General features: G+C 72.4%; 21 protein-coding genes. 11 read left to right on the forward strand and 10 right to left on the reverse strand.

All coding sequences use genetic code 11. The features are described from left to right. Window positions 1–10: 10 nt before the first annotated feature. The 3 genes from ABD948_RS17470 to ABD948_RS17480 are packed head-to-tail and all read right to left on the reverse strand — an operon-like array spanning window position 11 to window position 3,160. A complete protein-coding gene (locus tag ABD948_RS17470; protein ID WP_345268218.1) occupies window positions 11–556 on the reverse strand; it encodes a VOC family protein in 546 nt (181 codons plus the stop codon). A gap of 5 nt (window positions 557–561) precedes the next feature. After that, window positions 562–2,151: a GMC oxidoreductase gene (locus tag ABD948_RS17475; protein ID WP_345268220.1), complete on the reverse strand. Its 1,590-nt coding sequence runs from the start codon at window positions 2,149–2,151 to the stop codon at window positions 562–564. Further along, on the reverse strand, window positions 2,144–3,160 hold the full coding sequence (locus ABD948_RS17480) for a Gfo/Idh/MocA family protein (RefSeq protein WP_345268222.1): 1,017 nt from the start codon (window positions 3,158–3,160) through the stop codon (window positions 2,144–2,146). Before ABD948_RS17480 ends, ABD948_RS17475 begins: the two co-directional genes overlap by 8 nt. A gap of 133 nt (window positions 3,161–3,293) precedes the next feature. Here ABD948_RS17480 and ABD948_RS17485 point away from each other — a divergent pair, with 133 nt between their 5' ends. After that, window positions 3,294–4,187 (forward strand): DMT family transporter, encoded by an 894-nt coding sequence (locus tag ABD948_RS17485; RefSeq protein WP_345268224.1) that lies wholly within the window; start codon window positions 3,294–3,296, stop codon window positions 4,185–4,187. A 123-nt stretch (window positions 4,188–4,310) separates the two neighbouring features. Here the strand turns inward: ABD948_RS17485 and ABD948_RS17490 are convergent, their stop codons facing one another. Next, on the reverse strand, window positions 4,311–5,561 hold the full coding sequence (locus ABD948_RS17490) for a glutamate-5-semialdehyde dehydrogenase (RefSeq protein WP_345268226.1): 1,251 nt from the start codon (window positions 5,559–5,561) through the stop codon (window positions 4,311–4,313). A 120-nt stretch (window positions 5,562–5,681) separates the two neighbouring features. Here ABD948_RS17490 and ABD948_RS17495 point away from each other — a divergent pair, with 120 nt between their 5' ends. Further along, the gene (locus ABD948_RS17495) at window positions 5,682–7,211 is read left to right on the forward strand and encodes a lysyl oxidase family protein (RefSeq protein ID WP_345268228.1); all 1,530 of its coding nucleotides are present in this window, start codon (window positions 5,682–5,684) and stop codon (window positions 7,209–7,211) included. 88 nt (window positions 7,212–7,299) lie between these two features. On the opposite strand, the gene ABD948_RS17500 is transcribed toward ABD948_RS17495, so the two are convergent. The 4 genes from ABD948_RS17500 to ABD948_RS17515 form a co-directional block, all read right to left on the reverse strand. Continuing rightward, entirely contained in the window at window positions 7,300–8,253 is a 954-nt protein-coding gene (locus ABD948_RS17500) for an electron transfer flavoprotein subunit alpha/FixB family protein (protein ID WP_345268230.1), read from the reverse strand. Window positions 8,254–8,286: 33 nt separating this feature from the next. Beyond that, window positions 8,287–9,063 carry an electron transfer flavoprotein subunit beta/FixA family protein gene (locus tag ABD948_RS17505; RefSeq protein WP_345268232.1) on the reverse strand — a complete coding sequence of 259 codons (777 nt, stop codon included), beginning with the start codon at window positions 9,061–9,063 and terminating at the stop codon, window positions 8,287–8,289. A gap of 185 nt (window positions 9,064–9,248) precedes the next feature. After that, window positions 9,249–9,668 (reverse strand): hypothetical protein, encoded by a 420-nt coding sequence (locus tag ABD948_RS17510; protein ID WP_345268234.1) that lies wholly within the window; start codon window positions 9,666–9,668, stop codon window positions 9,249–9,251. A gap of 7 nt (window positions 9,669–9,675) precedes the next feature. Continuing rightward, on the reverse strand, window positions 9,676–10,452 hold the full coding sequence (locus ABD948_RS17515) for an enoyl-CoA hydratase/isomerase family protein (protein WP_345268236.1): 777 nt from the start codon (window positions 10,450–10,452) through the stop codon (window positions 9,676–9,678). 119 nt (window positions 10,453–10,571) lie between these two features. Here ABD948_RS17515 and glgX point away from each other — a divergent pair, with 119 nt between their 5' ends. From glgX to ABD948_RS17530, 3 genes are all read left to right on the forward strand, one after another. Beyond that, on the forward strand, window positions 10,572–12,740 hold the full coding sequence (gene glgX, locus ABD948_RS17520; RefSeq protein WP_345268238.1) for a glycogen debranching protein GlgX: 2,169 nt from the start codon (window positions 10,572–10,574) through the stop codon (window positions 12,738–12,740). A gap of 94 nt (window positions 12,741–12,834) precedes the next feature. After that, complete coding sequence (locus tag ABD948_RS17525; protein WP_345268240.1) at window positions 12,835–13,086, forward strand: hypothetical protein; 252 nt, start codon at window positions 12,835–12,837, stop codon at window positions 13,084–13,086. Next, window positions 13,064–13,891: an amidase gene (locus ABD948_RS17530; RefSeq protein WP_345268242.1), complete on the forward strand. Its 828-nt coding sequence runs from the start codon at window positions 13,064–13,066 to the stop codon at window positions 13,889–13,891. The genes ABD948_RS17525 and ABD948_RS17530 overlap by 23 nt, the downstream gene beginning before the upstream one ends. A gap of 21 nt (window positions 13,892–13,912) precedes the next feature. Here ABD948_RS17530 and glgP read toward each other — a convergent pair whose 3' ends face one another. After that, window positions 13,913–16,501 carry an alpha-glucan family phosphorylase gene (gene glgP, locus ABD948_RS17535; RefSeq protein WP_345268244.1) on the reverse strand — a complete coding sequence of 863 codons (2,589 nt, stop codon included), beginning with the start codon at window positions 16,499–16,501 and terminating at the stop codon, window positions 13,913–13,915. A gap of 104 nt (window positions 16,502–16,605) precedes the next feature. On the opposite strand from glgP, the gene ABD948_RS17540 reads away from it, so the two are divergent. Continuing rightward, the gene (locus ABD948_RS17540) at window positions 16,606–17,616 is read left to right on the forward strand and encodes an amidohydrolase family protein (RefSeq protein ID WP_345268246.1); all 1,011 of its coding nucleotides are present in this window, start codon (window positions 16,606–16,608) and stop codon (window positions 17,614–17,616) included. After that, window positions 17,613–18,155 carry a cysteine dioxygenase gene (locus tag ABD948_RS17545; protein ID WP_345268248.1) on the forward strand — a complete coding sequence of 181 codons (543 nt, stop codon included), beginning with the start codon at window positions 17,613–17,615 and terminating at the stop codon, window positions 18,153–18,155. The genes ABD948_RS17540 and ABD948_RS17545 overlap by 4 nt, the downstream gene beginning before the upstream one ends. 12 nt (window positions 18,156–18,167) lie before the next feature. Here the strand turns inward: ABD948_RS17545 and ABD948_RS17550 are convergent, their stop codons facing one another. Further along, window positions 18,168–18,497, reverse strand: coding sequence for a hypothetical protein (locus tag ABD948_RS17550; RefSeq protein ID WP_345268250.1), 330 nt, complete (start codon window positions 18,495–18,497; stop codon window positions 18,168–18,170). A gap of 122 nt (window positions 18,498–18,619) precedes the next feature. Here ABD948_RS17550 and ABD948_RS17555 point away from each other — a divergent pair, with 122 nt between their 5' ends. The 4 genes from ABD948_RS17555 to glgB are packed head-to-tail and all read left to right on the forward strand — an operon-like array spanning window position 18,620 to window position 26,164. Further along, window positions 18,620–20,635, forward strand: a complete 2,016-nt coding sequence (locus ABD948_RS17555) for an alpha-1,4-glucan--maltose-1-phosphate maltosyltransferase (RefSeq protein WP_345268252.1) — start codon at window positions 18,620–18,622, stop codon at window positions 20,633–20,635. Then, on the forward strand, window positions 20,632–22,434 hold the full coding sequence (gene treS / locus ABD948_RS17560; protein ID WP_345268254.1) for a maltose alpha-D-glucosyltransferase: 1,803 nt from the start codon (window positions 20,632–20,634) through the stop codon (window positions 22,432–22,434). The genes ABD948_RS17555 and treS overlap by 4 nt, the downstream gene beginning before the upstream one ends. After that, window positions 22,431–23,867: a maltokinase N-terminal cap-like domain-containing protein gene (locus ABD948_RS17565; protein ID WP_345268256.1), complete on the forward strand. Its 1,437-nt coding sequence runs from the start codon at window positions 22,431–22,433 to the stop codon at window positions 23,865–23,867. The genes treS and ABD948_RS17565 overlap by 4 nt, the downstream gene beginning before the upstream one ends. Then, window positions 23,864–26,164: a 1,4-alpha-glucan branching protein GlgB gene (gene glgB / locus ABD948_RS17570; protein WP_345268258.1), complete on the forward strand. Its 2,301-nt coding sequence runs from the start codon at window positions 23,864–23,866 to the stop codon at window positions 26,162–26,164. The genes ABD948_RS17565 and glgB overlap by 4 nt, the downstream gene beginning before the upstream one ends. The last annotated feature ends 1 nt before the right edge of the window (window position 26,165 follow it).

Here is a 26,165-nt window from a genome sequence, read left to right on the forward strand (position 1 = left end):
CGGCACGGCGTCAGTGGCTGTGGTAGCCGCCCGCCCGGTAGTAGCGGCGGTACATGGTGCGCTTGAACAGCACGCCGCCCAGGGGGCCGAGCCACTTGAGCACCGCGCGCATGTGCTTGTTGTCGATCAGCTCGATGAGGTTGCCGTCGGGGTCCTTGATGAAGAAGAACGTGTGGCCGTGCGGCGACTGCTCCACGGGCGCCACGATCTCGACACCCTTGCTCTCCAGGTAGCGCTGCCACTTCATGGTGTTGCGCACGTTGAGCGAGAAGTGGTGGATGCCCTGGCGGTTCCACACCACCTCCTCGTAGGGCTCGGAGGGCACGAACTCGAAGACCTCGATGGTGGCGCCGCCCGGGATCCGGATCCAGCCGATCTTGAGCGTCGGGTCGGGGGCGCCCTCGGGCACCTCGACGCCGAAGAACCCCTTGACCCGCTCGGCGGGAGTGTCGCTGACCCCCACGACCGGCGCGCCGAAGATGTCGGCGTACCACCGGACGGTGCGGTTGAAGTCGGCCACCGTGATGGCGACGTGGCTGAACGAGTGCGCCTTCATGCGCGTCATGCTGCTCCCTCGGGTCGGGTCAGGCTGGACTGGTGGGTCTGGCTCGTCTGGTGCTGCAGCACCTCGCGCTTGAGGTGGTCGGCCACCCGCAGCGCCTGGGCGATGATCGTGAGGCCGGGGTTGACCGCTCCGGAAGAGGGGAAGAACGATCCGTCGACGACGTAGAGGTTCTCGACGTCGTGGGTGCGGCACCACGTGTCGAGCACCGAGGTGCGCGGATCGTGCCCGAACAGGGCGGTGCCGCACTGGTGGGTGGTGTTCTCGTTCTTGAACCGGTGCCGCACGACGCCCCAGAAGCCGGCCCGCTTGAGCAGCCGCACGGTCTCGCGCACCAGCTGCTGGTGGGCGCCCAGGTTGTTGATCCGGTACTCGAGCTTGATCTTGCCCTCGCCCGGGGTGAGGCTCACCCGGTTCTCGGGGTCGGGCAGGTCCTCGCTCATCGCCAACCAGTCCACGCCGCGCGCGACCCACGCCTCGGCCAGCCGCATCGGGATGCCCGGCATCACGCCCTGCACGATCGCGGCGTGGGCGCGGCCCTGGCTCTGGATGTGCCCCAGCGGGTGCGGTCGGCCCGGTCCGGGGGCGTAGAAGTCGTTGATCATCACCGTCTTGGCGAAGACCGTCGGGTTCACCTTCGTGGGGTGCACCGCCTCCATCATGGTGGCGATGTGGGCCATGTAGCGCCGCCCCACCAGGTCCGAGGAGTTGGCCAGGCCGCGCGGGTGCCGGTCGGTGGCGCTGCCCAGCAGCAGCGCCGAGGAGTTCACCGCACCGGCCGCCAGCACCACCGTGCCCGCCTCGACCACGAGCGTCTCGCCGTCGACCTCGACCTCGAGCGCGCGCACCCGAGCGCCCGGCGCGTCGGTGATCAGCCGCCGCACGCGGGCACCGGTCCACAGCGTCACGTTGTCGGCCTTGATCGCGTCGGTCACGCACACGACGTCGGTGTCGGCCTTGCCGCGGACCTTGCACGGGAAGGAGTTGCACGTGCTGCACAGCACGCACCCGCCCGAGCCGGGGTCGACCAGGCCGAGTGGCAGCGCGTGCGGGTGCAGGCCGTCGGCGCGCATCCGCTCCACCACCTCGGCCATCGTCGGCTCGTGCGGCACCGCCGGGTGGGGGAACTCCCCGCGGGGCGGGTCGGTGGGGTCGCCGGTCTCGCCGTGCACCTGGTAGAGCCGCTCGGCGGCGTCGTACCAGGGCGCCAGGTCGGCGTACCCGATGGGCCAGGCGGGCGAGACGCCCTCGGCGTGCTGGACCTCGCCGAAGTCGCTCTCGCGCAGGCGCAGCAGCGCCGCGCCCCACATCTTGGTGTTGCCGCCCACCACGTAGTGCATGAACGGGCGGAACTGCTCGTCGCGGCGGTTGACCCACGGCTCGTCGGCCCGGTAGCGCAGCTTCTGCCACACCTCCACCGGGTCGGCGTTCTGGGGCTCCATGGGCAGCCAGCCGCCCCGCTCCAGCAGCAGCACGCTCAGGCCGCTGCCGGCCAGGGCGTGCGCCATGGTGCCGCCGCCGGCCCCGCTGCCCACGATGACGACGTCGTGGGCCAGCTGCCGCGGCTCGCCGGGAACGTGCTCAGGCAACGCCGGCCTCCTCCATCAGTCGGTGGTCGGAGAGCGCCCGCTCCAGGCTCATCTCCGGCTGGGTGCCCGCGCGCACCGAGCGCACGAGGTCGCGGTACATCGCCTGGTAGCCGCGGATGTCGCGGTAGCCCGGCAGCACCACGCGGGGCGCGCCTCGCAGGCGGTGGCGGCTGCGCACCACGACGGCCGCGCCGTTGGACTCGAAGGTGATCACTCCCTCGCGCCCCCACAGCTTGGAGACCCGCAGGCCCTGCAGCAGCGAGGGCACCTCGCGGGAGTAGAACAGCGCCCCGACGGCGCCCGAGTCGTACTCGAAGGAGACCAGCCGGCTGCGGCTGCGGCGGTCCGCGAGCTGCTCGACGTCGGCCGCGAGCGCCGGGCGGTGCCCAGTGATGCGGGTGATCCGAGGGCCCAGGCTGTCGGCCAGGTGCAGCCAGTGGATGCCCTCCTCGAAGAAGGCATCACCCCCGGCCAGCGCCTCGTCGTTGCGCCAGTCCTCCGCCGCCTTGGCCTTGTCGGCCACCGTCACGAAGCTCGCCATGACCAGCTCGCCCACGGCCCCCTGCGCCAGCAGCGCGCGCAGGGTCACGGCGAGCGGCTTGTAGTGGTCGTTCTCCCCCACCAGCACCACCCGGCCCGGCCCGGCGGCGTCGCGGGCGGCGATCACCCGCTCGTAGTCGGCGGCGGTCAGGAAGGCCGGCTTCTCCACCAGCACGTGCTTGCCGGCCTCCAGGGCGGCCAGCACGAGGTCGAGGTGGTGGGCCGGTGGGACCGCGACCACCACGGCCTCGACGTCGGGGTCGGCCAGCGCTGCCTCGTAGCCGGTGAAGGCACGCACGCCGCCGTGGCGCTCTCGCGTGGCCTCGGCGCGGCCGGCGTCGCGGCTGGCGTAGGAGGCCAGCACGGCGTCCCCACCGCCGGCCAGCGCCCGCAGGTGCCGGCTGTGGACCCCCGTGATGAATCCGCAGCCGAGGAAGGCCACGTGCAGCGGCCGGGGGGTTGCGGACACGGCCGCGAACATACCCGCCGGTCACCGTGCGACCGGGTGGCGGCCCCGGCACCACCCCGGCTCCACCCAGCATCGCCCCGCGCGGCCACCGCACCTCCCCACCCCGGAGAAGGCGCGCCGTTAGGGTGTGCGCGTGGTCTGGCTCGCCGTCACCTTCGCGCTGGGCAGCGCTTTCATGGCCGCGCTCTCCACCTCGGTGCAGCACCAGGTCGCCGGCACGGCCCCGAAGGACGTCGGCGGCACGTGGCAGCTGCTGTGGCACCTGCTGCACCGGCCCTGGTGGCTGGTCGGCCAGCTGTTCGGCTTCTGCGGCTTCCTGTTCCACGCACTCGCCCTGTTCAACGGTCCGATCGCGCTGGTGCAGCCGATCATCATCACCGGCATCGTCTTCGCCGTCATGGTGCGCGCCGCCATCGCGCGCGAGTGGCCCGAGCCGCGCGAGACCGCGATCGTGGGCCTCACGGCCTCGGCCCTGGTCGTCTTCCTGCTGGCGAGCAACCCCTCGGAAGGGGCCGGACGACCCGAGGGTGCGGTGTTCCTGGTGCTCGTGGGTGCCAGCGCCGTCGCCGGCCTGACCGTCTTCGGACTCGCCAAGCTGCTGCCGCAGGGTCGCGAGCAGGGCTTCCTGATGGGCGCCGGCGCGGGCTTCGTCTTCGGTCTGGTGGCCGTGCTGCTCAAGGCCGCCGAGGAGGAGCAGTCCCAGGGCGGCATCTGGCAGATGGTCACCACGTGGCCGCTCTACGCGACCTTCGCCGCCGGCCTCACCGGCGTGGCGCTCAACCAGGCCGCCTACCGCGTCTCCCGCATCTCGGCCTCCATGCCGGTGCTCAACGTGGTCAACATCCTGCTCGGCCTCGCCTTCGGCTACCTCGTCTTCATGGAGACCCCCCGCACCACCCCGGTGGCCCTGGTGCTCATGGGCGTCAGCCTGGCCACCCTGTGCGTCGGCCTCTACCTCACCGCCAACTACGAGGCCCGCCGCGAGGAGGAGCTCGAGATCGTCCCGCCCTCGGCCCTGCGCCCCTGACGCCGACCCGGCGCGAACGCGCACGGCTCACGCATCGACCCGGCGCGAACGCGCACGGCTCACGCATCGACCCGGCGCGAGTGCGGCCGGGTCGACGCCGTGTTGACGCGCATGCACGCCGGGTCAGCGGGTGTGGCCGTCTCCGATCACGACGTACTTGGTGGAGGTCATCTCGGGCAGGCCCATGGGGCCGCGGGCGTGCAGCTTCTGGGTGCTGATGCCGATCTCGGCGCCGAAGCCGAACTCGCCTCCGTCGGTGAACCGGGTGCTGGCGTTGACCAGGACCGCGGCCGAGTCGACCTCGGCCACGAACCGACGGGCCGCTCCCTGGTCCTCGGTCAGGATCGCGTCGGAGTGCCCGCTGGAGTAGCGGCGCACGTGCTCGAGCGCGGCGTCGAGGTCGGGCACCACGGCAGCCGAGATCTCCAGCGCCAGGTACTCGGTGGCGTGGTCCTCCTCCGTGGCGGGCACGACGCCGTCGTGGGCGGCGAAGGTGGCGTCGCCGTGCACGAGCACACCGGCCTCCTGCAGCGCGGCGACGACGCGGGGCACGAACTGCTCGGCCACCTCGGCGTGCACCAGCAGCGACTCGGCGGCGTTGCAGACGCTGGTGCGGTGGGTCTTGGCGTTCAGCACGACCGCGAGCGCCTTGCCGAGGTCGGCGGCGCGGTCGACGTAGACGTGGCAGTTGCCGACGCCGGTCTCGATGACGGGCACGGTGGACTCCTCCACCACCGAGCGGATCAGCCCGGCTCCGCCGCGCGGGATCAGCACGTCCACGTGCCCGCGGGCGCGCATGAGCGCCTTGACCGAGTCGTGGGTCTCCCCCGGCACCAGCTGGACGGCGTCGGCGGGCAGGCCGGTGGAGGCGATCGCCTCACGCAGCACCTCGACGATCGCCGCGTTGCTGGAGCGGGCGCTCGAGGAGCCGCGCAGCAGCGCGGCGTTGCCGGACTTCAGGCAGATGCCGGCGGCGTCGGCGGTCACGTTGGGCCGCGCCTCGTAGATCATGCCGACGACGCCGAACGGCACCCGCACCTGGCGCAGCTCGAGACCGTTGGCCAGGGTGCTGCCGCGCACCACCTCCCCCACCGGGTCGGCCAGCCCGGCCACCTCGCGCAGGCCCTGGGCGATGCCGGCCAGGCGCTCGCCGGTCAGCCGCAGCCGGTCGACGATGCCGGGGTCGGTAGCGGCGGCCTCGGCACGGGCGACGTCCTCGGTGTTGGCGGCCAGCACCTCCGCCTCGCGCTCGAGCAGCTGCTCGGCCATCGCGTGCAGGGCAGCGTCCTTGCGCGCCCGCGTCGCCAGGGCCAGGGCCCGGGCCGCCACGCGCGCTCGGCCCGCGACCTGCTCCACCTCGTGCTGTGCGTCCACGACACGAGGGTAGTCACCGGCGCACGTTGCCGGATCGTGACGCAACCAGGTGCTGGGATGCGGCGTCAACACAGGTGAGCGGTCACTCCGGCCCTCACGCACAGAGAAGAGACGACGCCCGTGATCACCTCCCGACCCCGCCGGGCCGCTGCCCTGGCCGCGACCGCCGCGCTGGCCCTCGCGCCGCTCGCCACTCTCACCGTGGCAGCCGATGCGAGCACGGCCCCGCCCTCCTCCCCTGCCACGGCGCGCGCCGAGGCGACGGCCGCCGGCTCGCTGTGGGCACCGCGCCGCGCCGAGGCGCAGCTCTACGGCTCGCGCGAGTCGACCCGGGTCTCCCTGCCGGTGCGCTTCGTCGCCGGGGAGGCACCGCTCGAGCTCTGGTCGAACCGACCGTCCTACGGCGAGCAGATCCGCACGGTCTGGAAGGCACCGGACGGCGACGTGACCCTGCCGACCGGGTCGATGAGCACGTTCAACGCCCTCGACGACTTCGTGCGGATCTCGGCCAAGAACCTGCGCACGGGCAAGCGACTCAAGAGCCGGCTGGCCGACGTCTGCCTCAACTCCTACGGCGGCGAGCGGGTGCGCCCCGACGCGCCGGCCTACTCGCCCTATCCCCAGTACTGCTTCGCCAACCCCTACAGCCTGGGGTCGGTGCAGGGCGTCCAGGCCGGCTGGTCCTCGCCGCTGTTCGGTGAGGAGGGCCGCGGCGTGCGTCTCACGCGCGGCCAGTGGGAGGTGACGACGACCGTCACGCCGCGCTACGCGCGCGCGCTGCGCCTCTCGCCGCAGCAGGCCACCGCCACCACACGGGTCGCGGTCACCCGCGAGCACGACCACGACGACCACGACCACGGCGAGGGCGAGGGGCACAGCCACGGCGCCGGGCGCACCCCCGCACCGGACGCGCGCCCGGCCGCCGCCGCGCCCACCGGTCCCGAGCAGGCCGACGTCGAGGGGCCCCAGCCCAACCTGCGGTCGCTGCCGGCCTGGGGCATCGACATGGCCGGCAACGGCAACTACCTGCGGTTCGCCGCCACGGTGTGGAACGCCGGCGACAGCCCGCTCGTCGTCGACGGGTTCCGGCGCGCCGGCGGGAAGCCGATGATGGATGCCTACCAGTACTTCTTCGACGCCTCCGGCGAGCAGACCGGCTACCAGCAGATCGGCAGCTTCGAGTTCGACACCAAGCCGAGCCACCAGCACTGGCACTTCCGCGACTTCGCGAGCTACACGCTGCTGCGCGCCGACAAGTCCACCGCCGTCGTCTCCAAGAAGGAGGCGTTCTGCCTGGCCAACACCGACTCCATCGACCAGACGGTGCCGGGCGCCGACTGGAACCCCGAGAACACCGACCTCTCCACCGACTGCGGCTCCCCCGGCTCGCAGTCGCTGCGCCAGGTGCTCAGCGCCGGCTGGGGCGACACCTACGCCCAGTTCCGTGCCGGCCAGTCCTTCAGCCTCAAGGGACTTCCCAACGGCACCTACTACATCGCCACGATCGCCAACCCCGCCGACCGGCTCGTCGAGTCCGACTACGACGACAACGTGGCCCTGCGTCGCATCGTGATCGGCGGCAAGCCCGGTGCCCGCACGGTCAAGGTGCCGAAGATCGGCATCATCGAGGAGCCCACCGAGCAGTGGTGAGCCCGGCGCCGGCCGACGCCTGAACGCACCGCGGCCCCCGTCACGCGAGGTGACGGGGGCCGCGGCGTCCGGCGGTGTGGGCCTGCGATCAGCCCTTGCGCTCGGTGATCTTGTCGGTGGCGGCCGGCAGCACGCTGCCGAGGTCGCCGACGACGCCGAAGTCGACGAGCTCGAAGATCGGCGCCTCCTCGTCCTTGTTGACCGCGACGATCGTCTTCGAGGTCTGCATGCCGGCGCGGTGCTGGATGGCACCGGAGATGCCGGCGGCGATGTAGAGCTGCGGCGAGACGGTCTTGCCGGTCTGCCCGATCTGGAAGGAGTGGGCGATCCAGCCGGAGTCGACGGCGGCGCGCGAGGCACCGACGGCGGCACCGAGCGAGTCGGCCAGGCCCTCGATCGGGGCGAAGTCACCACCGGTGCCGCGGCCACCGGCCACGACGGTGGCGGCCTCGGTCAGCTCGGGGCGACCCGTGGACTTCTTGGGCTCCGAGGCCACGATCTGCGCCTTCTTGGCGGCGTCGGAGACGGTGACCGACACCTGCTCCACCGCGCCGGCGCCGGCGGTCTGCTCGGGGTTGGCCGAGTTCGGCTTGACCGTGATGATCGGCGTGCCGTGGGTGACCTTGGCGTTGACGGTGTAGCCGCCGGCGAAGACGCTCTGGGTGGTCTCGCCCTCGGCGCTGACGTCGACGGCGTCGGTGATCAGGCCGGAGTCGATCTTGATCGCCAGGCGACCGGCGACCTCCTTGCCCTCGATGCCCGAGACGATGAGCACTGCGGCGGGCGAGGTCTTCTCGACCAGCTGCTGCAGGGCCTCGGCCTTGGGGGCCACGAGGTAGCCCTTGATCTCGCTGTCGTCGACGGCGTAGATCTTCTCGGCACCGAACGAGGTGAGCTTCTCGGTGGCCGAGGAGACCTCGTCGGAGGAGCCGATGACGACCGCGGAGGGCTCGCCCATGCGCTTGGCCAGGGTGAGCAGCTCGAGGGTGGGCTTGGTGACGTTGCCGCCGACGTGGTCGACGAGCACCAGTACTTCGGACATGTGTTCTCTCCTAGGAGCGGTGAGGTCGGCGGGTCAGATGAACTTCTTGGAGGCGAGGAAGTCGGTCAGCGCCTGGGCGCCCGAGCCGTCCTCGTCCTTGACGACCTCACCCTGCGAGCGCGGGGGGCGCTCGGTGGTGTCGTTGACCGCGCTGTAGGCCACCGAGAGGCCGACCTTCTCGGCCTCGACGCCGAGGTCGGCCAGCGACCAGGTCTGCACGGGCTTCTTCTTGGCGGCCATGATCCCCTTGAAGGAGGGGTAGCGCGCCTCACCGGTCTGGTCGGTGACCGAGACGACCAGCGGCATGGTGCCGCCGATGACCTCGGTGGCGGTGTCGCTGTCGCGCTTGGCGCGCACCTGGTCGCCCTGGGTCTCGATGACCGAGGCGAAGGTGATCTGGGGGACGTCGAGGCGCTCGGCGAGCATGGCCGGCACGACGCTGCCCACACCGTCGGTGGAGGCCATGCCGCACATGACCAGGTCCGGCGTGCCGATCTTCTTGACGGCCTCGGCCAGCACCAGCGAGGTGGCGAGGTAGTCGGAGCCGGCGATGGCGTCGTCGCTCACGTGGACACCCTCGTCGGCGCCCATCTGCAGCGCCTTGCGCACCGCGTCAGCGGCGCCGTCGGGGCCCACGCACAGCGCGGTGACCTTGACGTCCTCGGGGGACTCGGCCTTCTCCTTGATCTGCAGCGCCTGCTCGACGGCGTACTCGTCGAGCTCGGACAGCAGGCCATCGACGCCGACGCGGTCGACGGTGCCGTCGCTCTCGAACTTCCGGTCGGCGGTGGCGTCGGGTACGTACTTCACACAGACGACAATGTTCATGGTGATCGGCCGGGAAGGCCCCTCCTGTGCAGTCGGGTGACCAACCGCGGGTAGCAGGTTGGCAGCACTGGCAGGTTACCGCCGAGTTGCAAGCAGTGGGACCGAGTACCACGGTGGAAAAGGTCACAGCCCGTGGGCGTGACCTCCCCCGTCGTCCGGGAGAGACCTCAGGCGCGGATGATCCGCTCGAGGATGCGACCCACGATGAGGTAGACCACCGCGCCGATGCCGTAGTTGAACAGCGCGGTCTTGGTGGCGGCGTTCTCGCCGTCGAAGGCCTTGATCGGGTTGCTGAGGTCGAAGATGCCCAGGTCGATGCTGCCGGCCAGGCCGCCACCGGAGGGGACGCCGCCGATGAACTCGACGAACGCGTTCTCCTCGTTGGCCTTGAGCGCGATCAGCAGGGCGGCGAGCGCCAGCACGAGCGCGAAGACCACGAACACCGCCCACACCACGCGGGCCACGACGGTCCGGATGCGGGCGACGTCGACGCCGGGCGAGCTGTAGTCCTTGCCCGCCGGCTTCTCCTTGCCCGCGGTCGTGCCCTTGCTCGTCCCGGAGTCCTTGCCGGCGGTCGGAGTTGCCATCGCTCGTCTACTTCCCTTCGAACTGCGCCTTGCCCGGACCCTGCTCAACGAAGGATGACATACCGATGGCACGGTCGCGGGTCGCAAAGGTTGCGGCGAACTGCTGGCGCTCGATCTCCAGCCCGGTCTCGAGGTCGGCCTCGAGCCCGCGGTCGACGGACTCCTTGGCGGCGCGCAGCGCCAGCGCGGCGGCCCCGGAGAACTGCGCGGCCCAGGCCACGGCCTCCTCGTAGACCGACTCCCTCGGGACGACGCGGTCCACCAGACCGATGGCCAGGGCCTCCTCGGCCTTGACGAAGCGGCCGGTGAAGATGAGCTCCTTGGCGGTGCTCGGGCCCACGAGCCGGCTCAGCCGCTGGGTGCCACCGGCGCCCGGGATGATGCCGAGCAGCACCTCGGGCTGGCCGAAGGTGGCGTCCTCGGCGGCGAAGCGCACGTCGGCGGCGAGCGCGAGCTCGCAGCCGCCGCCCAGCGCGTAGCCGTTGACGGCCGCGACCACCGGCTTGGGGATCCGCGCGATCGCGGTCACGGCGCCCTGCAGCGGTCCGGAGCGCTTGACCATGTCCGGGTAGGACATCTCGGCCATCTCCTTGACGTCGTTGCCGGCGGCGAAGACCCGCTCGCCGCCCCACAGCACCACCGCGCGGACGTCGTCGCGGTCGGTGGCCTCCTGGGCGACGGCGCGCAGCTCGTCCTGCACCTGGATGCTGATCGCGTTCATCTTCGGGCGATCCAGGCGGATGGTGCCGACGCCGTCGGCGACCTCGAGCCGGACGAACTCCATGGGTGCTCCTCGGGTAGATGCAGGTAGATGCAGGTAGATGCACGGGTGGGTGCGGGTGGGGTGCGCATTCTGCCGCCCCGTTCACGCCGGGTACCCCCGGGTCGGCCACAATGCCTGCCGTGACCCCGGGACTGTGGCGCAACCTCGGCGACCGCGCCGCCGTCTGGCCCGGCCGCGACTGGCCGCTCGGCGCCACCTGGAGCGCCGAGGCCACCAACTTCGCCGTGCACGCCCCCCAGGCCACCGCGGTCTGGGTGTGCCTGCTCGACGACGAGGGCGGCGAGGTGCGGCACGCGCTCACCGAGCAGAGCCTCGGTGTGTGGCACGGCGCCGTGCCCGGCGTCGAGGCCGGCACGCGCTACGGCTACCGCGTCGACGGGCCGTGGGAGCCCGCCCAGGGCCGGCGCTTCAACCCCCAGAAGCTGCTGCTCGACCCGTACGCACGCGCCGTCAGCGGCGCGCTGACGCCCGGCCCCGCCGTCCACGCCCACGAGCCGGGCCGCCGCACCCAGCGCCCCAGCCGGCTGGACTCGCTGGGCCACGTGCCGGTCGGCGTCGTGGTGGCCGACGACGACTTCGACTGGGGCGAGGACCGGCCGCTGCGCCACCGCTGGCGCGACACGGTCGTCTACGAGATGCACGTCAAGGGCATGACCGCGCTGCACGACCGCGTCCCCGAGCACCTGCGCGGCACCTACGCCGGCCTGGCCACACCCGCCGTCGTCGACTACCTGCGCGACCTCGGCGTCACGGCCGTGGAGCTGCTGCCGATCCACCAGTTCGTCTCCGAGCCGGCGCTCACCGAGCGCGGGCTCACCAACTACTGGGGCTACAACTCACTGGCGTTCTTCGCCCCGCACGCCGCCTACTCCTCGGCCGGAGACCGCGGCCAGCAGGTCACCGAGTTCAAGCACCTGGTGCGCACGCTGCACGCCGCGGGCATCGAGGTGCTGCTCGACGTCGTCTACAACCACACCGCCGAGGCCGGCCCCGACGGGCCCAGCCTGAGCTTCCGGGGCCTCGACGACCGCGGCACCTACCACCGCTCCTACCTGCGCTCCCAGGGCGAGGCGTTCGTCGACTCGTACTGGGACGTGACCGGCTGCGGCAACACCGTCAACGCCGACACCCCCGCGATGCTGAGGCTGATCCTGGACTCCCTGCGCTACTGGGTCACCGAGATGCACGTCGACGGCTTCCGCTTCGACCTCGCCTCCGCGCTGACCCGCGTCGACCACGAGATCGCGCTCGACTCCCGGCTGATCACCGCCATCGGCCAGGACCCGGTGCTGAGGCACGTCAAGCTGGTCGCCGAGCCGTGGGACGCCTCCATGGACGGCTACCGGGTGGGCGAGTTCCCGCCGCCGTGGGTGGAGTGGAACGACCAGTACCGCGACCAGGTGCGCGACTTCTGGCGGGGTGCCTCGCACGGCATCCGCGACGTCGCCACCCGCCTGGCCGGGTCGAGCGACCTCTACGCCGACGACGGCCGCTCGCCGTACGCCTCGGTCAACTTCGTCACCGCCCACGACGGCTTCACGGTGCGCGACCTCGTGAGCTACGAGCACAAGCACAACGAGGCCAACGGCGAGCACAACCGCGACGGCACCGACAACAACCGCTCCTGCCACCACGGCGTCGAGGGCGAGACCGACGACGAGGCGGTGCGGGCGCTGCGCCGTCGTCAGGCCGCCAACCTGATGGCGACCCTGTGCCTGAGCAACGGCGTGCCGATGCTGACAATGGGCGACGAGCGCGGCCGCACCCAGCGGGGCAACAACAACGCCTACTGCCAGGACAACGAGGTCTCGTGGGTCGACTGGCGCCCCGACGACGCCTGGCTCGACGTCTACGAGGTGACCCGCGCGGCGCTGCGGCTGCGGCGCGAGCACCCGGCGCTGCGCCAGCGGCACTTCTTCGAGGGCCGGCCCACGATGGTCGGCGGCCCCAAGGACCTCGCCTGGCTGCACCCCTCGGGGCGCGAGATGAGCGAGGAGAACTGGCACGACCACACCCTCGCCACGGTGGGCATGTTCGTCTCCGGCGCTCCCCTGCGTGCCCCCGGGCCGCGCGGCGAGCAGCAGGTCGACGCCTCGTTCGTGCTGTGGTTCCACGGCGGCACCGAGCCCGTCGACGTGCTGCTGCCCGAGAACGACTGGGTGCACTCGGGAGAGGTGGTGCTCTCCACCGACCCCGCGCTCGCCGAGGGCACCCCGGTGCGGATGGGCGAGCGGCTGACGCTCGGGCCCCGCACCGTGGCGGTGCTGCGCGAGCAGCGCCAGGGCTGAGCGGCGGTCGCGAGGGATTTCCCTCTTCACCACCCCCGCGACGCGTGATGAGGTGGAGCGGTCAGGTCCGCTCACCTCTCGGGAGGCGCCCCGCATGACCCTCGCACGCCCGGACGGCCGCGCGCCGTCCGACCCGCTCACGAGTCCTACCAGTCGTCGCCGGGTGCTCGGCCTGGCCGGCGCGCTGGCCGGCGCCGTCGTCGCAGCCCCCGCCGCCGCGCTGCTCGGCCCGACGACGACCGCCGCGGCGGCGGCGCCCGCCGAGCCCGTGGACCAGGAGTTCGAGTGCCTGGCCGACCTGATCGAGGCCGGGGAGGTGAGCCGTGCAGATCTCATGGCTGGCTGACGTCCTGCGCGGCGCCGGCGTCGACGTGGTGGAGGAGGGCAGCTGGCTCACGCGCTCGGCCGGCTCGACCTTCGAGCCGATCGGCGTCCTGTGGCACCACACCGCCGCCCCGAGCAGCGCCAGCAACCCGCACCCGGCGCTGAACATCTGCATCAACGGCCGCTCCGACCTGCCGGGACCGCTCTGCCACGCGCTCGTGGACTACTTCGGTGTCTTCCACGTCATCTCCGCCAACCGCGCCAACCACGCGGGCACCGCCCGGGCGAGCGGGCCGATCCCCGCGGGCAGCGGCAACACGATGCTGGTCGGCTGGGAGATCGACTACGCCGGCGACGGCGGGGGCGGCCAGGTGCAGCAGATGACCCAGGCGCAGTACGACGCCTCGATCGCCGCCACCGCCGCCGTCATCGAGCGCCTCGGCACCACCGCGCAGCACGTGCGCGGCCACCGCGAGACCAGCACCACCGGCAAGATCGACCCCTCGTTCATCGACCTGGACTCGATGCGCTCCGACGTGGCGGCGGCCATGGGCGGTGGCACCACGCCCCCGCCCTCGGGCGGCACGCCGCTGCGCACGACCGTCGGCAACCTCAACGTGCGCTCGGCGCCGTCGGCGTCGTCGTCGATCGTCGCGACGCTGGCCTACGACACCACCGTGTACGTGCAGTGCCAGACCGTCGGCGACCCCGTGACCGTCGGCGGCAACACCAGCCGCAACTGGGCCCGGATCAGCTCACCGGCAGCCGGCTACGTGACCTGCCACTACGTCCAGGGCGGCCCCAACCTCCCCGTCCCCGCCTGCTGACCCGGCGCAGCCCGCGCCAGGTCAGGCGGGGGCGAGGGCGACGACGCCGAGCTCGGCGGGCGAGACCAGCAGCGGGTTGGCCGGCAGCACCCGCACCGTGTAGCCGAAGGGACCCGAGCTGCCCAGCGTGACCTCGGCGTCGAGGCGGTGCCGACCGCCCTCGTAGGACTCGACCACGTGCAGGTCCGTGGTGGTCGTGTCGCGCAGGGCGTCCTCGGCGTCGGCGCGACCGTGCACCACCTGGACGACGACGTCCTCGGGCGCCAGCGACCCCAGCGCGACGAAGGCCCGCACCTGCAGCACGTCACCCACCTGCGGGGCGTCGCCCACGCCGGTGGACTCCACGTGCTCGACGCGCACCTCGCCCCAGCCGCTACGCACGCGGCGCTTCCACTCCGCCAGGGCGCGAGCACCGGCGAAGTCGCTGTTGAGCGCGCGGGCGGTGCCGGCGGCGGGCGCGTAGAGGGTGCGGGTGTAGTCGCGGACCATCCGGGTGGCCAGCACCTTCGGGCCCAGCGAGCCCAGGGTGTGGCGCAGCATCTCGACCCAGCGGGTGGGGACGCCCTCGTGGTCGAGGTCGTAGAAGCGCGGCGCCACCTCGTGCTCGATCAGGTCGTAGAGCGCGGTGGCCTCGAGGTCGTCGCGCCGGTCGGGGTCGTCGAGCCCGTCGGCCGAGGGGATCGCCCAGCCGTTCTCGCCGTCGAACCACTCGTCCCACCAGCCGTCGAGGATCGAGAGGTTCAGGCCGCCGTTGAGCGCGGCCTTCATCCCCGAGGTGCCGCACGCCTCGTAGGGGCGCAGCGGGTTGTTCAGCCAGACGTCGCAGCCGGGGTAGAGCGGCTGCGCCATCGCGATGTCGTAGTTGGGCAGGAATACGATCCGGTGCCGCACCTCGGGGTCGTCGGCGAAGCGCACCATCTCCTGGATCAGGCGCTTGCCGCCGTCGTCGGCGGGGTGGCTCTTGCCGGCGATGACCAGCTGCACCGGCCGCTCGGGGTGAAGCAGCAGCGCCTTGAGCCGGGCGGGGTCGCGCAGCATCAGCGTGAGCCGCTTGTAGGAGGGCACGCGGCGGGCGAAGCCGATGGTGAGCACGTCGGGATCGAGCGCGGAGTCGATCCAGCCGAGCTCGGCCGAGGCCGCGCCCCGCTTCTCCCACGAGCGCCGCAGACGACGTCGCGCCTCGTGCACCAGCCGGTCGCGCAGCACCCGCTTGGTGCTCCACATGTCACCCGCCGGCACCTTCTCGGCCGCGGCCCAGAAGCTGTCGGGGTCCTCACCGTCGGCACCGTGCGCGGCGGCGAGGTCGAAGAGCTCGCGCGCCACCCAGGTGGGCGCGTGGACGCCGTTGGTGATCGAGCCGATCGGCACCTCGGCTTCGTCGAAGGCGGGCCACAGGCCGCTGAACATGCCGCGGCTGACCTCGCCGTGGAGCAGCGAGACGCCGTTGGCGCGCTGGGCCAGGCGGAAGCCCATCACAGCCATGTTGAACACGGCCGCGTCGCCGCCGTCGTAGTCCTCGGTGCCCAGCGCGAGCACCCGCTCCACCGGGACGCCGGGGGTGGCGCCGCCGTCGGTGGCGAAGTACTGCTCCACCAGCGACCGCGGGAAGCGGTCGATGCCGGCCGGCACCGGGGTGTGGGTGGTGAAGACGGTGGAGGCGCGCCCCACCTCGAGCGCGGTGTCGACGTCGAGGCCGGGTCCGGCGGGGTCGACGGTGAGCTCGCGCACCCGCTCGACACCGAGGAAGCCCGCGTGACCCTCGTTGGTGTGGAACACCTCGGGCTCGGGGTGACCGGTGATGCGGCAGTACTCGCGGACGGCGCGCACGCCGCCGACGCCGAGCAGCAGCTCCTGGCGCAGGCGGTGCTCGGAGTTGCCGCCGTAGAGACGGTCGGTGATCTCGGCGTAGTGCTCGGGGTTGCCCTCGACGTCGGTGTCGAGCATCAGCAGCGGCACGCGACCGACGCTGGCGACCCAGATCCGGGCCTGCAGGTCGGGGCCGCCGGGCAGGGCGATGCTGATGGTGGCGCGCTGGCCCTCGCCGTCGCGCAGCAGCGAGATGGGGAGGCCGTCGGGGTCCAGCAGCGGGTAGGTCTCCTGCTGCCACCCCTCGCGCGAGAGCGACTGCTTGAAGTAGCCGTGGCGGTAGAGCAGGCCGACGCCGATGATGGGCACGCCGAGGTCGGAGGCCGCCTTGAGATGGTCGCCCGCGAGGATGCCCAGACCGCCGGAGTACTGGGGCAGCACCGCGGTGATGCCGAACTCCGGGCTGAAGTACGCCACCGCGCGCGGGGTCCCCGCGCGCTCGCCCTCCTGCTGCTGGAACCAGCGCGGCTCGGTCAGGTAGCGCTCCAGGTCGGCACGGGCCGCGGCCAGCCGGCCCAGGAAGCCCTCGTCGGCGGCGAGCTGCTCGAGCCGGGCGGCTCCGACGGCACCCAGGAGCCGGACCGGGTCGTGGCCGCTGGAGGTCCACAGCTCGTCGTCGACCTCGGCGAAGACGTCCTGCGTGGGTGGGTGCCAGGACCACCGCAGGTTGCCGGCCAGCTCGCTCAACGCGCTCAGCGAGGCGGGGAGGACGGGGCGGACGGTGAACCGGCGGATCGCACGCATGGCGGGACGGTAGCCGGGATCGTCTTGATCGTTCCAATTTCTCGCGGACCCGACTGGTCCGCGTGTCACAACCAATCTCTACTGACTTGGTGTACATTGCATGGGTGTCCACCCCCTCCCGCCCCGCGACGACGCACGGCACTCACGCAGCCGCCGGTGACGTCGCGCGGGCGGGGGGCAGCGTGGGGGGCGGCACCGACGTGCACCAGCACCTGTGGCCCGAGCCCCTGGTGGAGGCACTGCGCGCGCGGTCCGGCCCGCCGCTGCTGCGCGGCTGGTCGCTGCACCTGGCCGGCGAGCCGGTCTTCGAGGTCACCCCGCGCGACCACGACCCCGCCCTGCGCGCCGAGCGCGAGCTCGCGGCCGGGCGCGCCCGGGTGCTCGTCTCGCTCTCCACGCCGCTCGGCATCGAGGAGCTGCCCGCGGGGGAGGCCGAGCCACTGCTCGAGGCCTGGCACGAGGGCGCCGCCGCACTCCCCCGGCCCTTCGGGCACTGGGCCTCGGTGCGCACACCCGCCCCCGGCGAGCCCCACGACCTCGAGGCCCTCGACCGCGCCGCCGCGGGTGGCGCCGTCGGGCTGCAGCTGGGCGCCCACCTGCTCGCCTCGCCCCACACCCTCGAGCAGCACGCTCCCCTGCTGGAGCGCTGCGCCGCCCTCGGGCTGCCGGTGCTCGTGCACCCCGGGCCGGTGGCCGCCGTCGCAGGCGCTCCAGGCTGGTGGCCCGCCGTCGCCCAGTACCCGGCGCAGCTGCAGGCCGCCTGGTGGGCCTGGACGGCGGTCGGGCGCAGCCTGCTGCCCGGCCTGCGCATCGCCTTCGCCGCCGGCGCCGGCCTGGCCCCCGTGCACCACGAGCGGCTCGCCGCGCGCGGCGGGCCCCGCCGCGCCGTCGACCCGGGCGTCTTCGTCGACACCTCCTCCTACGGCCACCAGGGCATCGACGCCCTCGTGCGCGCGCTGGGCATCGACGCCGTCGTCCTGGCCAGTGACCGGCCCTACGCCGAGCCGGCCGACGAGGCCGTCGGCACCCAGCTCGGCGAGGCGGCCCTGCACGCCATCGCCCGCACCAACCCCGCCCGGCTGCTGGGCCAGCTGAACGAAGGAGCCACCGCATGACGAACCTCGCCGACGCCCCGACCCTGGCCGGTGTCACCGACCTGCAGGAGGTCGTCGACGCGCTGCCGCGCCGCGACCTCACCAAGGGCGAGCTGCGCGCCCTGGCCGACGCCGTCGCCGCGCGCCCCGACCTGTGGCGCCCCCACGTGGCGTGGTCCGACGACCACCGCCACTACGTCTCGCTGCACCGCGACGACCACGTCGACGTCTGGCTGATCTGCTGGACGCCGGAGAACGACACCGGCTGGCACGACCACGACGTCTCCTCCGGCGCCGTCGCGGTGGTGCAGGGCTGCGTCAGCGAGCACGCGCTGGCCGTCGAGCGGCCCAGCCTGCGCACGGACGTGCCGGCGGGCCGGACCTTCACGTTCGGACCCGACCACATCCACCGGATGACCGGCCGGGACCCCGGCAGCGTCTCGGTGCACGCCTACTCCCCGCCGCTGTGGCGGATGGGCCAGTACGCCCTGGGCCGCGACGGGGTCCTGCGCCGCACCTCGGTCTCCTACGCCGACGAGCTGCGCCCCCTCGACGCCTGACCAGCGGCCGGGTCAGTCGAGGTCGAGCGTGCCGATCCAGCGCTCGCCGGGGTCGCCGCCCCAGGCGTCCCAGGCCACCCGGCCGGGCGAGGGGAAGCCGTCGGTGCCACGTGTGAAGCCCTCGGCGTCCTTGTCGACGGCGTGCCGAGAGAAGTAGGCGCGCATCTTCTTGGCCTCCGCGTCGGTCAGGGACTCCCCGTTCGCCAGCTGGCGGGCGCGTTCGCGTCCGGTGTCGGTGAAGTTCTCGCCGGCCTTGCCGTCCTCGATCCACCTCCGGGCACGCTGCGCCGCCTCCTGCACGCCCTGCGGCGGCGTGTGGCCGCCGCCCTTCGTCGCCGTCATGCCGCCTCCTGGTCTGGCCCCGCCGGGCACGGGGACGACACCGGTACCCCGCTTGGATCGATCAAACCCACCTGCCCGTGCGGCTTGCCGGGCCCCCCGGGGGGCTGGCTAGGTTGGGGCGCATGGTCGGTCGCATCCCCGTCATGGACGTCATGCCCCTCGTCGATCTGGGTCGACACCCGGCGAAGGCGACGGTGGGCGAGAGCCTGCCCGTCTCGGCCACCGTGTTTCGCGAGGGACACGACCAGCTGGCCGCCGAGGTGGTGCTCGTCGACGCCGTCGGCGAGCGCCGCTCACCCGTGCGGATGACCAAGCTGCCCGAGCCCGTGGACCGCTACCGCGCCTGGGTGACGCCGGACCGCGAGGGCGCCTGGACCTTCGAGGTGCACGCCTGGTCCGACGTCGTCGGCACCTGGCTGCACGACGCGCCGATCAAGATCGAGGCCGGGGTCGACGTCGACCTGATGTTCACCGAGGGCCGGCTGATCCTGGAGCGCGTGCTCGGCGGCCGCGAGGCGGGCGACGGCGACGCCGCCATCACCCCGGCCGAGACCGAGGTGCTGCGCGGCGCCCTGGCCGCGGCCACGGACGCCGACCGCCCGGTCGAGGCCCGCCTGGCCCAGCTGACCTCTCCCGAGGTGGTGGCCGCACTGACCGCCCACCCGCTGCGCGAGCTGGTCTCGGTGGCGGGTCCGTTCCCGCTGTTCGCCGACCGCGAGCGCGCCCTCTACGGCAGCTGGTACGAGTTCTTCCCTCGCTCGGAGGGCGCGACGCGCGACGCCGAGACCGGCGCGGTCACCAGCGGCACGTTCCGCACGGTTGCCGAGCGGCTCGACGCCGTCGCGGCGATGGGCTTCGACGTGATCTACCTGCCCCCGATCCACCCGATCGGCGAGGTCAACCGCAAGGGACCGAACAACACCTTGACGCCGGGCCCCGAGGACCCGGGATCCCCCTGGGCGATCGGCAGCCGCCACGGCGGGCACGACGCCGTGCACCCCGACCTGGGCACGATCGAGGACTTCGACGCCTTCGTGGCGCGCGCCCGCGAGCTCGACCTCGAGGTGGCCCTCGACCTCGCGCTCCAGGCCGCGCCCGACCACCCGTGGGTCACCGAGCACCCGGAGTTCTTCACCACCCGCGCCGACGGCTCGATCGCCTACGCCGAGAACCCGCCGAAGAAGTACCAGGACATCTACCCGGTCAACTTCGACAACGACCCCACCGGCATCTGCCGCGAGGTCCTGCGCATCGTCCGGTACTGGATGAAGCACGGCGTGCGCATCTTCCGCGTCGACAACCCCCACACCAAGCCGCTCGCCTTCTGGGAGTGGCTGCTCAAGGAGGTGCGGCGCACCGACCCCGACGTCGTGTTCCTCTCCGAGGCCTTCACCAAGCCGCCGATGATGCACGGGCTCGGCGCCGTGGGCTTCCACCAGAGCTACACCTACTTCACCTGGCGCACCGCCCGCTGGGAGATCGAGGAGTACCTGCGCGAGGTGAGCGCGGAGTCCGACCACCTGATGCGGCCGAACTTCTTCGTCAACACCCCCGACATCCTGCACGCCTACCTGCAGTACGGCGGCCCGGCGGCGTTCAAGATCCGCGCCGTCATCGCCGCGTGCGGCTCCCCCAGCTGGGGCGTCTACGCCGGGTACGAGCTCTTCGAGCACGTGGCGGTCAAGCCGGGCAGCGAGGAGTACCTCGACTCCGAGAAGTACCAGATCCGCATCCGGGACTGGGAGGCCGCCGAGGCCGAGGGCCGCACGCTGGCGCCGTACCTGACCCGTCTCAACGAGGTGCGCCGCGCCCACCCTGCGCTGCAACGGCTGCGCAACGTCACCATCCACCACGCCGACGACGAGAACATCCTGGTGTTCTCGAAGCACGAGTCGGGGGACCGGGTGCTCGTGGTGGTGAACCTGGACCCGCACGGCACCCGCGAGACGATGGTGCACCTCGACCTCGAGGCGCTCGGCCTGCCGGCCGACCGCGGCGTCGACGTCCGCGACGAGATCACCGGCGAGACCTACCACTGGGGCCAGCACAACTACGTGCGGCTCGACCCGCACCACGAGCCGGCGCACGTGCTCTCGGTGCTGACCGGTCAGCACGCCGGGCAGGAGGCCCCCGCATGAGCGACCTCTCCCCCACCGTGCCGCAGCCCCCCGTCGACCCCGAGATCCCGGCGACGCCCGAGGACCTCGGCCCGCGCGAGGTGCCCCACGGCCCCGCCACCACGGCCGACGACGCCGCGGCCGACAGCACGCCGGACTGGTTCAAGACCGCGGTCTTCTACGAGGTGCTGGTGCGCAGCTTCCGCGACTCCAACGCCGACGGCACCGGCGACTTCCGTGGCCTGACCGAGAAGCTCGACTACCTGCAGTGGCTCGGCGTGGACTGCCTGTGGATCCCGCCGTTCATGACCTCGCCGCTGCGCGACGGCGGCTACGACGTGGCCGACTACACCAACATCCTCCCCGAGGTGGGCACGGTCGAGGACTTCCACCACTTCCTCGACGAGGCGCACGCCCGCGGCATCCGCGTGATCATCGACTTCGTCATGAACCACACCAGCGACCAGCACCCGTGGTTCCAGGCCAGCCGCAGCGACCCGGACGGTCCGTACGGCGACTTCTACGTGTGGTCCGACACCGACGAGCTCTACCAGGAGGCGCGGATCATCTTCGTCGACACCGAGCCCTCCAACTGGACGTGGGACCCGGTGCGGCAGCAGTACTACTGGCACCGGTTCTTCAGCCACCAGCCCGACCTCAACTTCGACAACCCGAAGGTCCACGAGGCCATGCTGGAGGCGATCAGCTTCTGGTTCGACATGGGCCTGGACGGCTTCCGCCTCGACGCCGTGCCCTACCTCTACGAGCGCCCCGGCACCAACGGCGAGAACCTGCCCGAGACCCACGAGTTCCTCCGGACGGTCCGCCGCTACGTCGACGAGCACTACCCCGGCAAGGTGCTGCTGGCCGAGGCCAACCAGTGGCCCTCCGACGTCGTCGACTACTTCGGCGACTTCGAGTCCGGTGGCGACGAGTGCCACATGTGCTTCCACTTCCCGGTGATGCCGCGCATCTTCATGGCGGTCCGCCGCGAGTCGCGCTTCCCGATCTCGGAGATCCTCGAGCAGACGCCGCCGATCCCGCACGGCTGCCAGTGGGGCATCTTCCTGCGCAACCACGACGAGCTGACGCTCGAGATGGTCACCGACGACGACCGCGACTACATGTGGAACGAGTACGCCAAGGACCCGCGGATGAAGGCCAACATCGGCATCCGCCGGCGGCTGGCACCGCTGCTCGAGAACGACATCAACCAGATCGAGCTGTTCACCGCGCTGCTGCTCTCCCTGCCGGGCTCGCCGGTGCTCTACTACGGCGACGAGATCGGGATGGGCGACAACATCTGGCTGGGCGACCGCGACGGCGTCCGCACGCCGATGCAGTGGACCCCCGACCGCAACGCGGGCTTCTCCTCCGCGACGCCGGGCAAGCTGCACCTGCCCGCGATCCAGGACCCCGTCTACGGCTACCAGTCGGTCAACGTCGAGGCGCAGCTGGAGAACACCTCCTCGCTGCTGCACTGGACCCGCCGGATGATCCACGCCCGACGGCGCCACCAGGCCTTCGGCCTCGGCACCTTCACCGACCTCGGCGGCTCCAACTCGACGGTGCTCTCCTACGTGCGCGAGCACACCGACGCCGAGGGGCGCACCGACACGATCGTGTGCGTCAACAACCTCTCCCGCTTCCCGCAGCCGGTCGAGCTGGACCTGCGCCGCTTCGAGGGCATGGTGCCGGTGGAGCTGCTCGGCGGTGTGCCGTTCCCGCGGATAGGCGAGCTGCCCTACCTGCTGACACTTGGCGGTTACGGCTTCTACTGGTTCCGGCTGGCCGCTCCCGAGGACGGCGGTGCGCGATGACCGACCAGACACCCGACCCGACACCCGACCAGGCCGCCGTGCTCGACTACGTCACCGGCGCCCGCTGGTTCGGCGGCAAGGGGCGCGAGACCCGCGGCGCCACCGTGCGCCGGCTGGGCGCCGTCGACACCGGACCCGACGGTCCGCCCGTCGTCGTCGAGGTGGTCGAGGTGACCTACGCCGACGGTGGCACCGAGCACTACCAGGTGCCGCTGGCTCTCTACACCGACGCCGAGACCCGGCTCGACCACGCCTTCGTGGGCTGGTGGGAGGACCCCGAGCACGGCTGGGTGCACGGCTACGACGCCGTCCACGACCGGGCGGCGATGGCCGGGTGGCTGCGCGGCTTCGTGGCCGCGCGCGAGGGCGGTCCGGGCACGGGCGGCAGCGGCGAGGTGGGAGGGCTGCGCTTCGAGCGGCTGCCCGGCCACGAGCTCGACCCCGAGACCACCGCCAGCGTGTTCAGCGGCGAGCAGAGCAACTCCTCGGTGTTCTTCGGCGAGGACGCGATCCTCAAGCTCTTCCGCAAGGTGACTCCGGGCCCCAACCCCGACATCGAGATCCACCGCGCCCTGACCGCGGCCGGCTCCGAGCACGTGGCGGCGCTCTACGGCTGGGTCGAGGCCCAGGCGCCCGGCAGCGACGACGGCGACGTGCTGCAGCTGGGCATGCTCCAGCAGTTCCTGCGCACCGCCTCGGACGGCTTCGAGCTGGCCCTGGCCAGCGTGCGCAACCTCTTCGCCGAGGCCGACCTGCACGCCCACGAGGTGGGCGGCGACTTCGCCGCGGAGTCCGAGCGGCTGGGTCTGGCGCTGCGCGAGATCCACACCGCCCTGGCCGCCGCCCTGCCCGCGGGAGCCGCTCCCCTGCCGCCCGCCGAGCTGGCCGCCACGATGACCCGCCGCCTGGAGCAGGTGGTGCCGGCGGTGCCGCAGCTGGCCGAGCACGAGGAGCGGCTGCGCCGGGTCTTCGACGCCGTCGCCGGCCTCGACGAGGTGCCGGTGCAGCGCGTGCACGGCGACCTGCACCTGGGCCAGACGCTGCGCACGGCGCTGGGCTGGAAGGTCGTCGACTTCGAGGGCGAGCCGGCCAAGTCGCTGGCCGAGCGGATCCTGCCCGACTCGCCGTGGCGCGACGTCGCAGGCATGCTGCGCTCCTTCGCCTACGCGCCGGCCTCGGTGCTGCGCAGCCACGGCGAGGACCCCCAGGGGGCGACCCAGCTGGCCTTCCGCGCCGCCGAGTGGACACACCGCAACCAGAACCACTTCCTGCACGCCTACGCCGGCGGCGAGCTCAGCGCGGCAGACCGCACGCTGCTGGACGCCTACACCGCCGACAAGGCCGTGTACGAGTGCCTGTACGAGACCCGCAACCGGCCCTCCTGGGTCACCATCCCGTTGGCCGCCGTGGCCGAGATCGGAGCCACCCCGTGAGCGCGACGCACCCCAAGGACGAGCTGGACCAGCTGATCCGTGGCGAGCACGGGCACCCGCACGCGCTGCTCGGGCCCCACGCCGACGGTGCCGGGCAGGTGTGGGTGCGCACCTACAAGCCGCTGGCCGACGCCGTCGTGCTCGTGGTCGGCGACGGGAGCACGGCCGGCAGCGCGGGTGAGGAGCACCCGCTCGAGCACGTGCACGACGGCGTCTGGGCGGTCCGCCTGACCGGTGACGCGGCCGGCGAGGTCCCCGACTACCGGCTGCGGGTCACCTACGGGGAGCACACCCTCACCGTCGACGACCCCTACCGCTTCCTGCCCACCCTGGGCGAGATGGACCAGCACCTCATCGGTGAGGGCCGGCACGAGCAGCTGTGGCAGGTGCTCGGCGCGCGCGTGCACCACTACGAGGCGCCGCTCGGCCCGCCGATCAGCGGCACCTCCTTCGCCGTCTGGGCGCCCGGCGCCCGCGGTGTGCGGGTCAAGGGCGACTTCAACTCCTGGGACGGCCGGGAGCACCCGATGCGCCAGCTGGGCAGCTCCGGCGTGTGGGAGCTGTTCGTGCCCGGCGTCGGCAGCGGCACCTCCTACAAGTACGGCGTCCTGGGCGCCGACGGGGAGTGGCGCGAGAAGGCCGACCCGATGGCGGCCTTCGCCGAGGTCGCCCCGGCCACCTCCTCGCGTGTCTTCGAGTCCAGCCACACCTGGGGCGACGACGCCTGGATGGCCGCCCGCGCCGAGCGGCCGGCCGTCGCCGCGCCGATGTCGGTCTACGAGCTGCACCTGGGCTCCTGGAAGCGGCACCCCGGCGGCGGGTTCTGGAGCTACGACGAGCTGGCCGACGACCTGGTGCCCTACCTCAGCGACCTCGGCTTCACCCACGTGGAGCTGATGCCGGTCATGCAGCACCCCTTCGGCGGCTCGTGGGGATACCACGTCACCTCCTACTTCGCGCCCGACTCCCGCTACGGCGACCCCGACGGGTTCCGGCGCCTGGTCGACCGGCTGCACCAGGCGGGCATCGGCGTCATCCTGGACTGGGTGCCCGGTCACTTCGCCACCGACGAGTGGGCGCTCGTGCGCTTCGACGGCACCCCGCTCTACGAGGACCCCAACCCCCAGCGCGGCTGGCACCAGGAGTGGGGCTCCCACATCTTCAACTTCGGTCGCCACGAGGTGCGCAACTTCCTCTACGCCAACGCGCTCTACTGGCTCGAGGAGTTCCACGCCGACGGCCTGCGCGTCGACGGCGTCGCCTCGATGCTCTACCTCGACTACGCCCGCAAGGACGGCGAGTGGACACCCAACAAGCACGGCGGGCACGAGAACCTCGAGGCGGTGCAGTTCCTGCAGGAGATGAACGCGACCGTCTACAAGCGCGTCCCTGGCATCACCACCATCGCCGAGGAGTCCACCTCCTGGCCGGGCGTCACCGCCCCCACCTCGCAGGGCGGGCTGGGCTTCGGCTTCAAGTGGAACATGGGCTGGATGCACGACACGCTCGGCTACCTGGAGCGCGACCCGATCTACCGCTCCCACCACCACCACGAGCTCACCTTCGCGATGACCTACCAGTGGAGCGAGAACTACGTGCTCCCGCTCAGCCACGACGAGGTCGTGCACGGCAAGGGCTCGCTGCTGCGCAAGATGCCGGGCGACCGGTGGCGCCAGCTGGCGGCGCTGCGCGCCTACTACGGCTACATGTGGGCCCACCCGGGCAAGCAGCTGCTGTTCATGGGCAGCGAGTTCGGCCAGGAGTCGGAGTGGGCCGAGTCCCGCGAGCTGGACTGGTGGCTGCTCGAGCACCCCGAGCACCGAGGCCTGCAGTCGCTGGTACGCGACCTCAACGCCGCCTACACCGGCTCCCCGGCGGCCTGGCGGCACGACGGCACCCCGGAGGGCTTCCGGTGGATCGACGCCAACGACGCCGGCCGCAACGTGTACTCGTTCGTGCGGACGGCGCCCGACGCCCCGGACCTGGTCTGCGTCACCAACTTCTCGGCGGTGCCGCACGAGGGGTTCCGCCTCGGGCTGCCCGCCACCGGCATCTGGCAGGAGCTGCTCAACACCGACGCCGAGGCCTACGGGGGCTCCGGGGTGGGCAACCTCGGCGTCGTCGAGGCCCAGCCCGCGGGCTCGCTCGACAGCGAGGCCCCCGGCGGGCTGCCCGCCCAGGCGACCCTCGTGCTGCCACCCCTGGCGACGCTGTGGCTGCGGGCGCCGGCACCGACCCGCGAGACCTCGCCGGGCATCCCTCCCACCGGCCCCGGCGAGGCACCGTCCCCTGCGTAGG

This window comes from Nocardioides nanhaiensis, assembly GCF_039542785.1.
Taxonomy (GTDB): domain Bacteria; phylum Actinomycetota; class Actinomycetes; order Propionibacteriales; family Nocardioidaceae; genus Nocardioides; species Nocardioides nanhaiensis.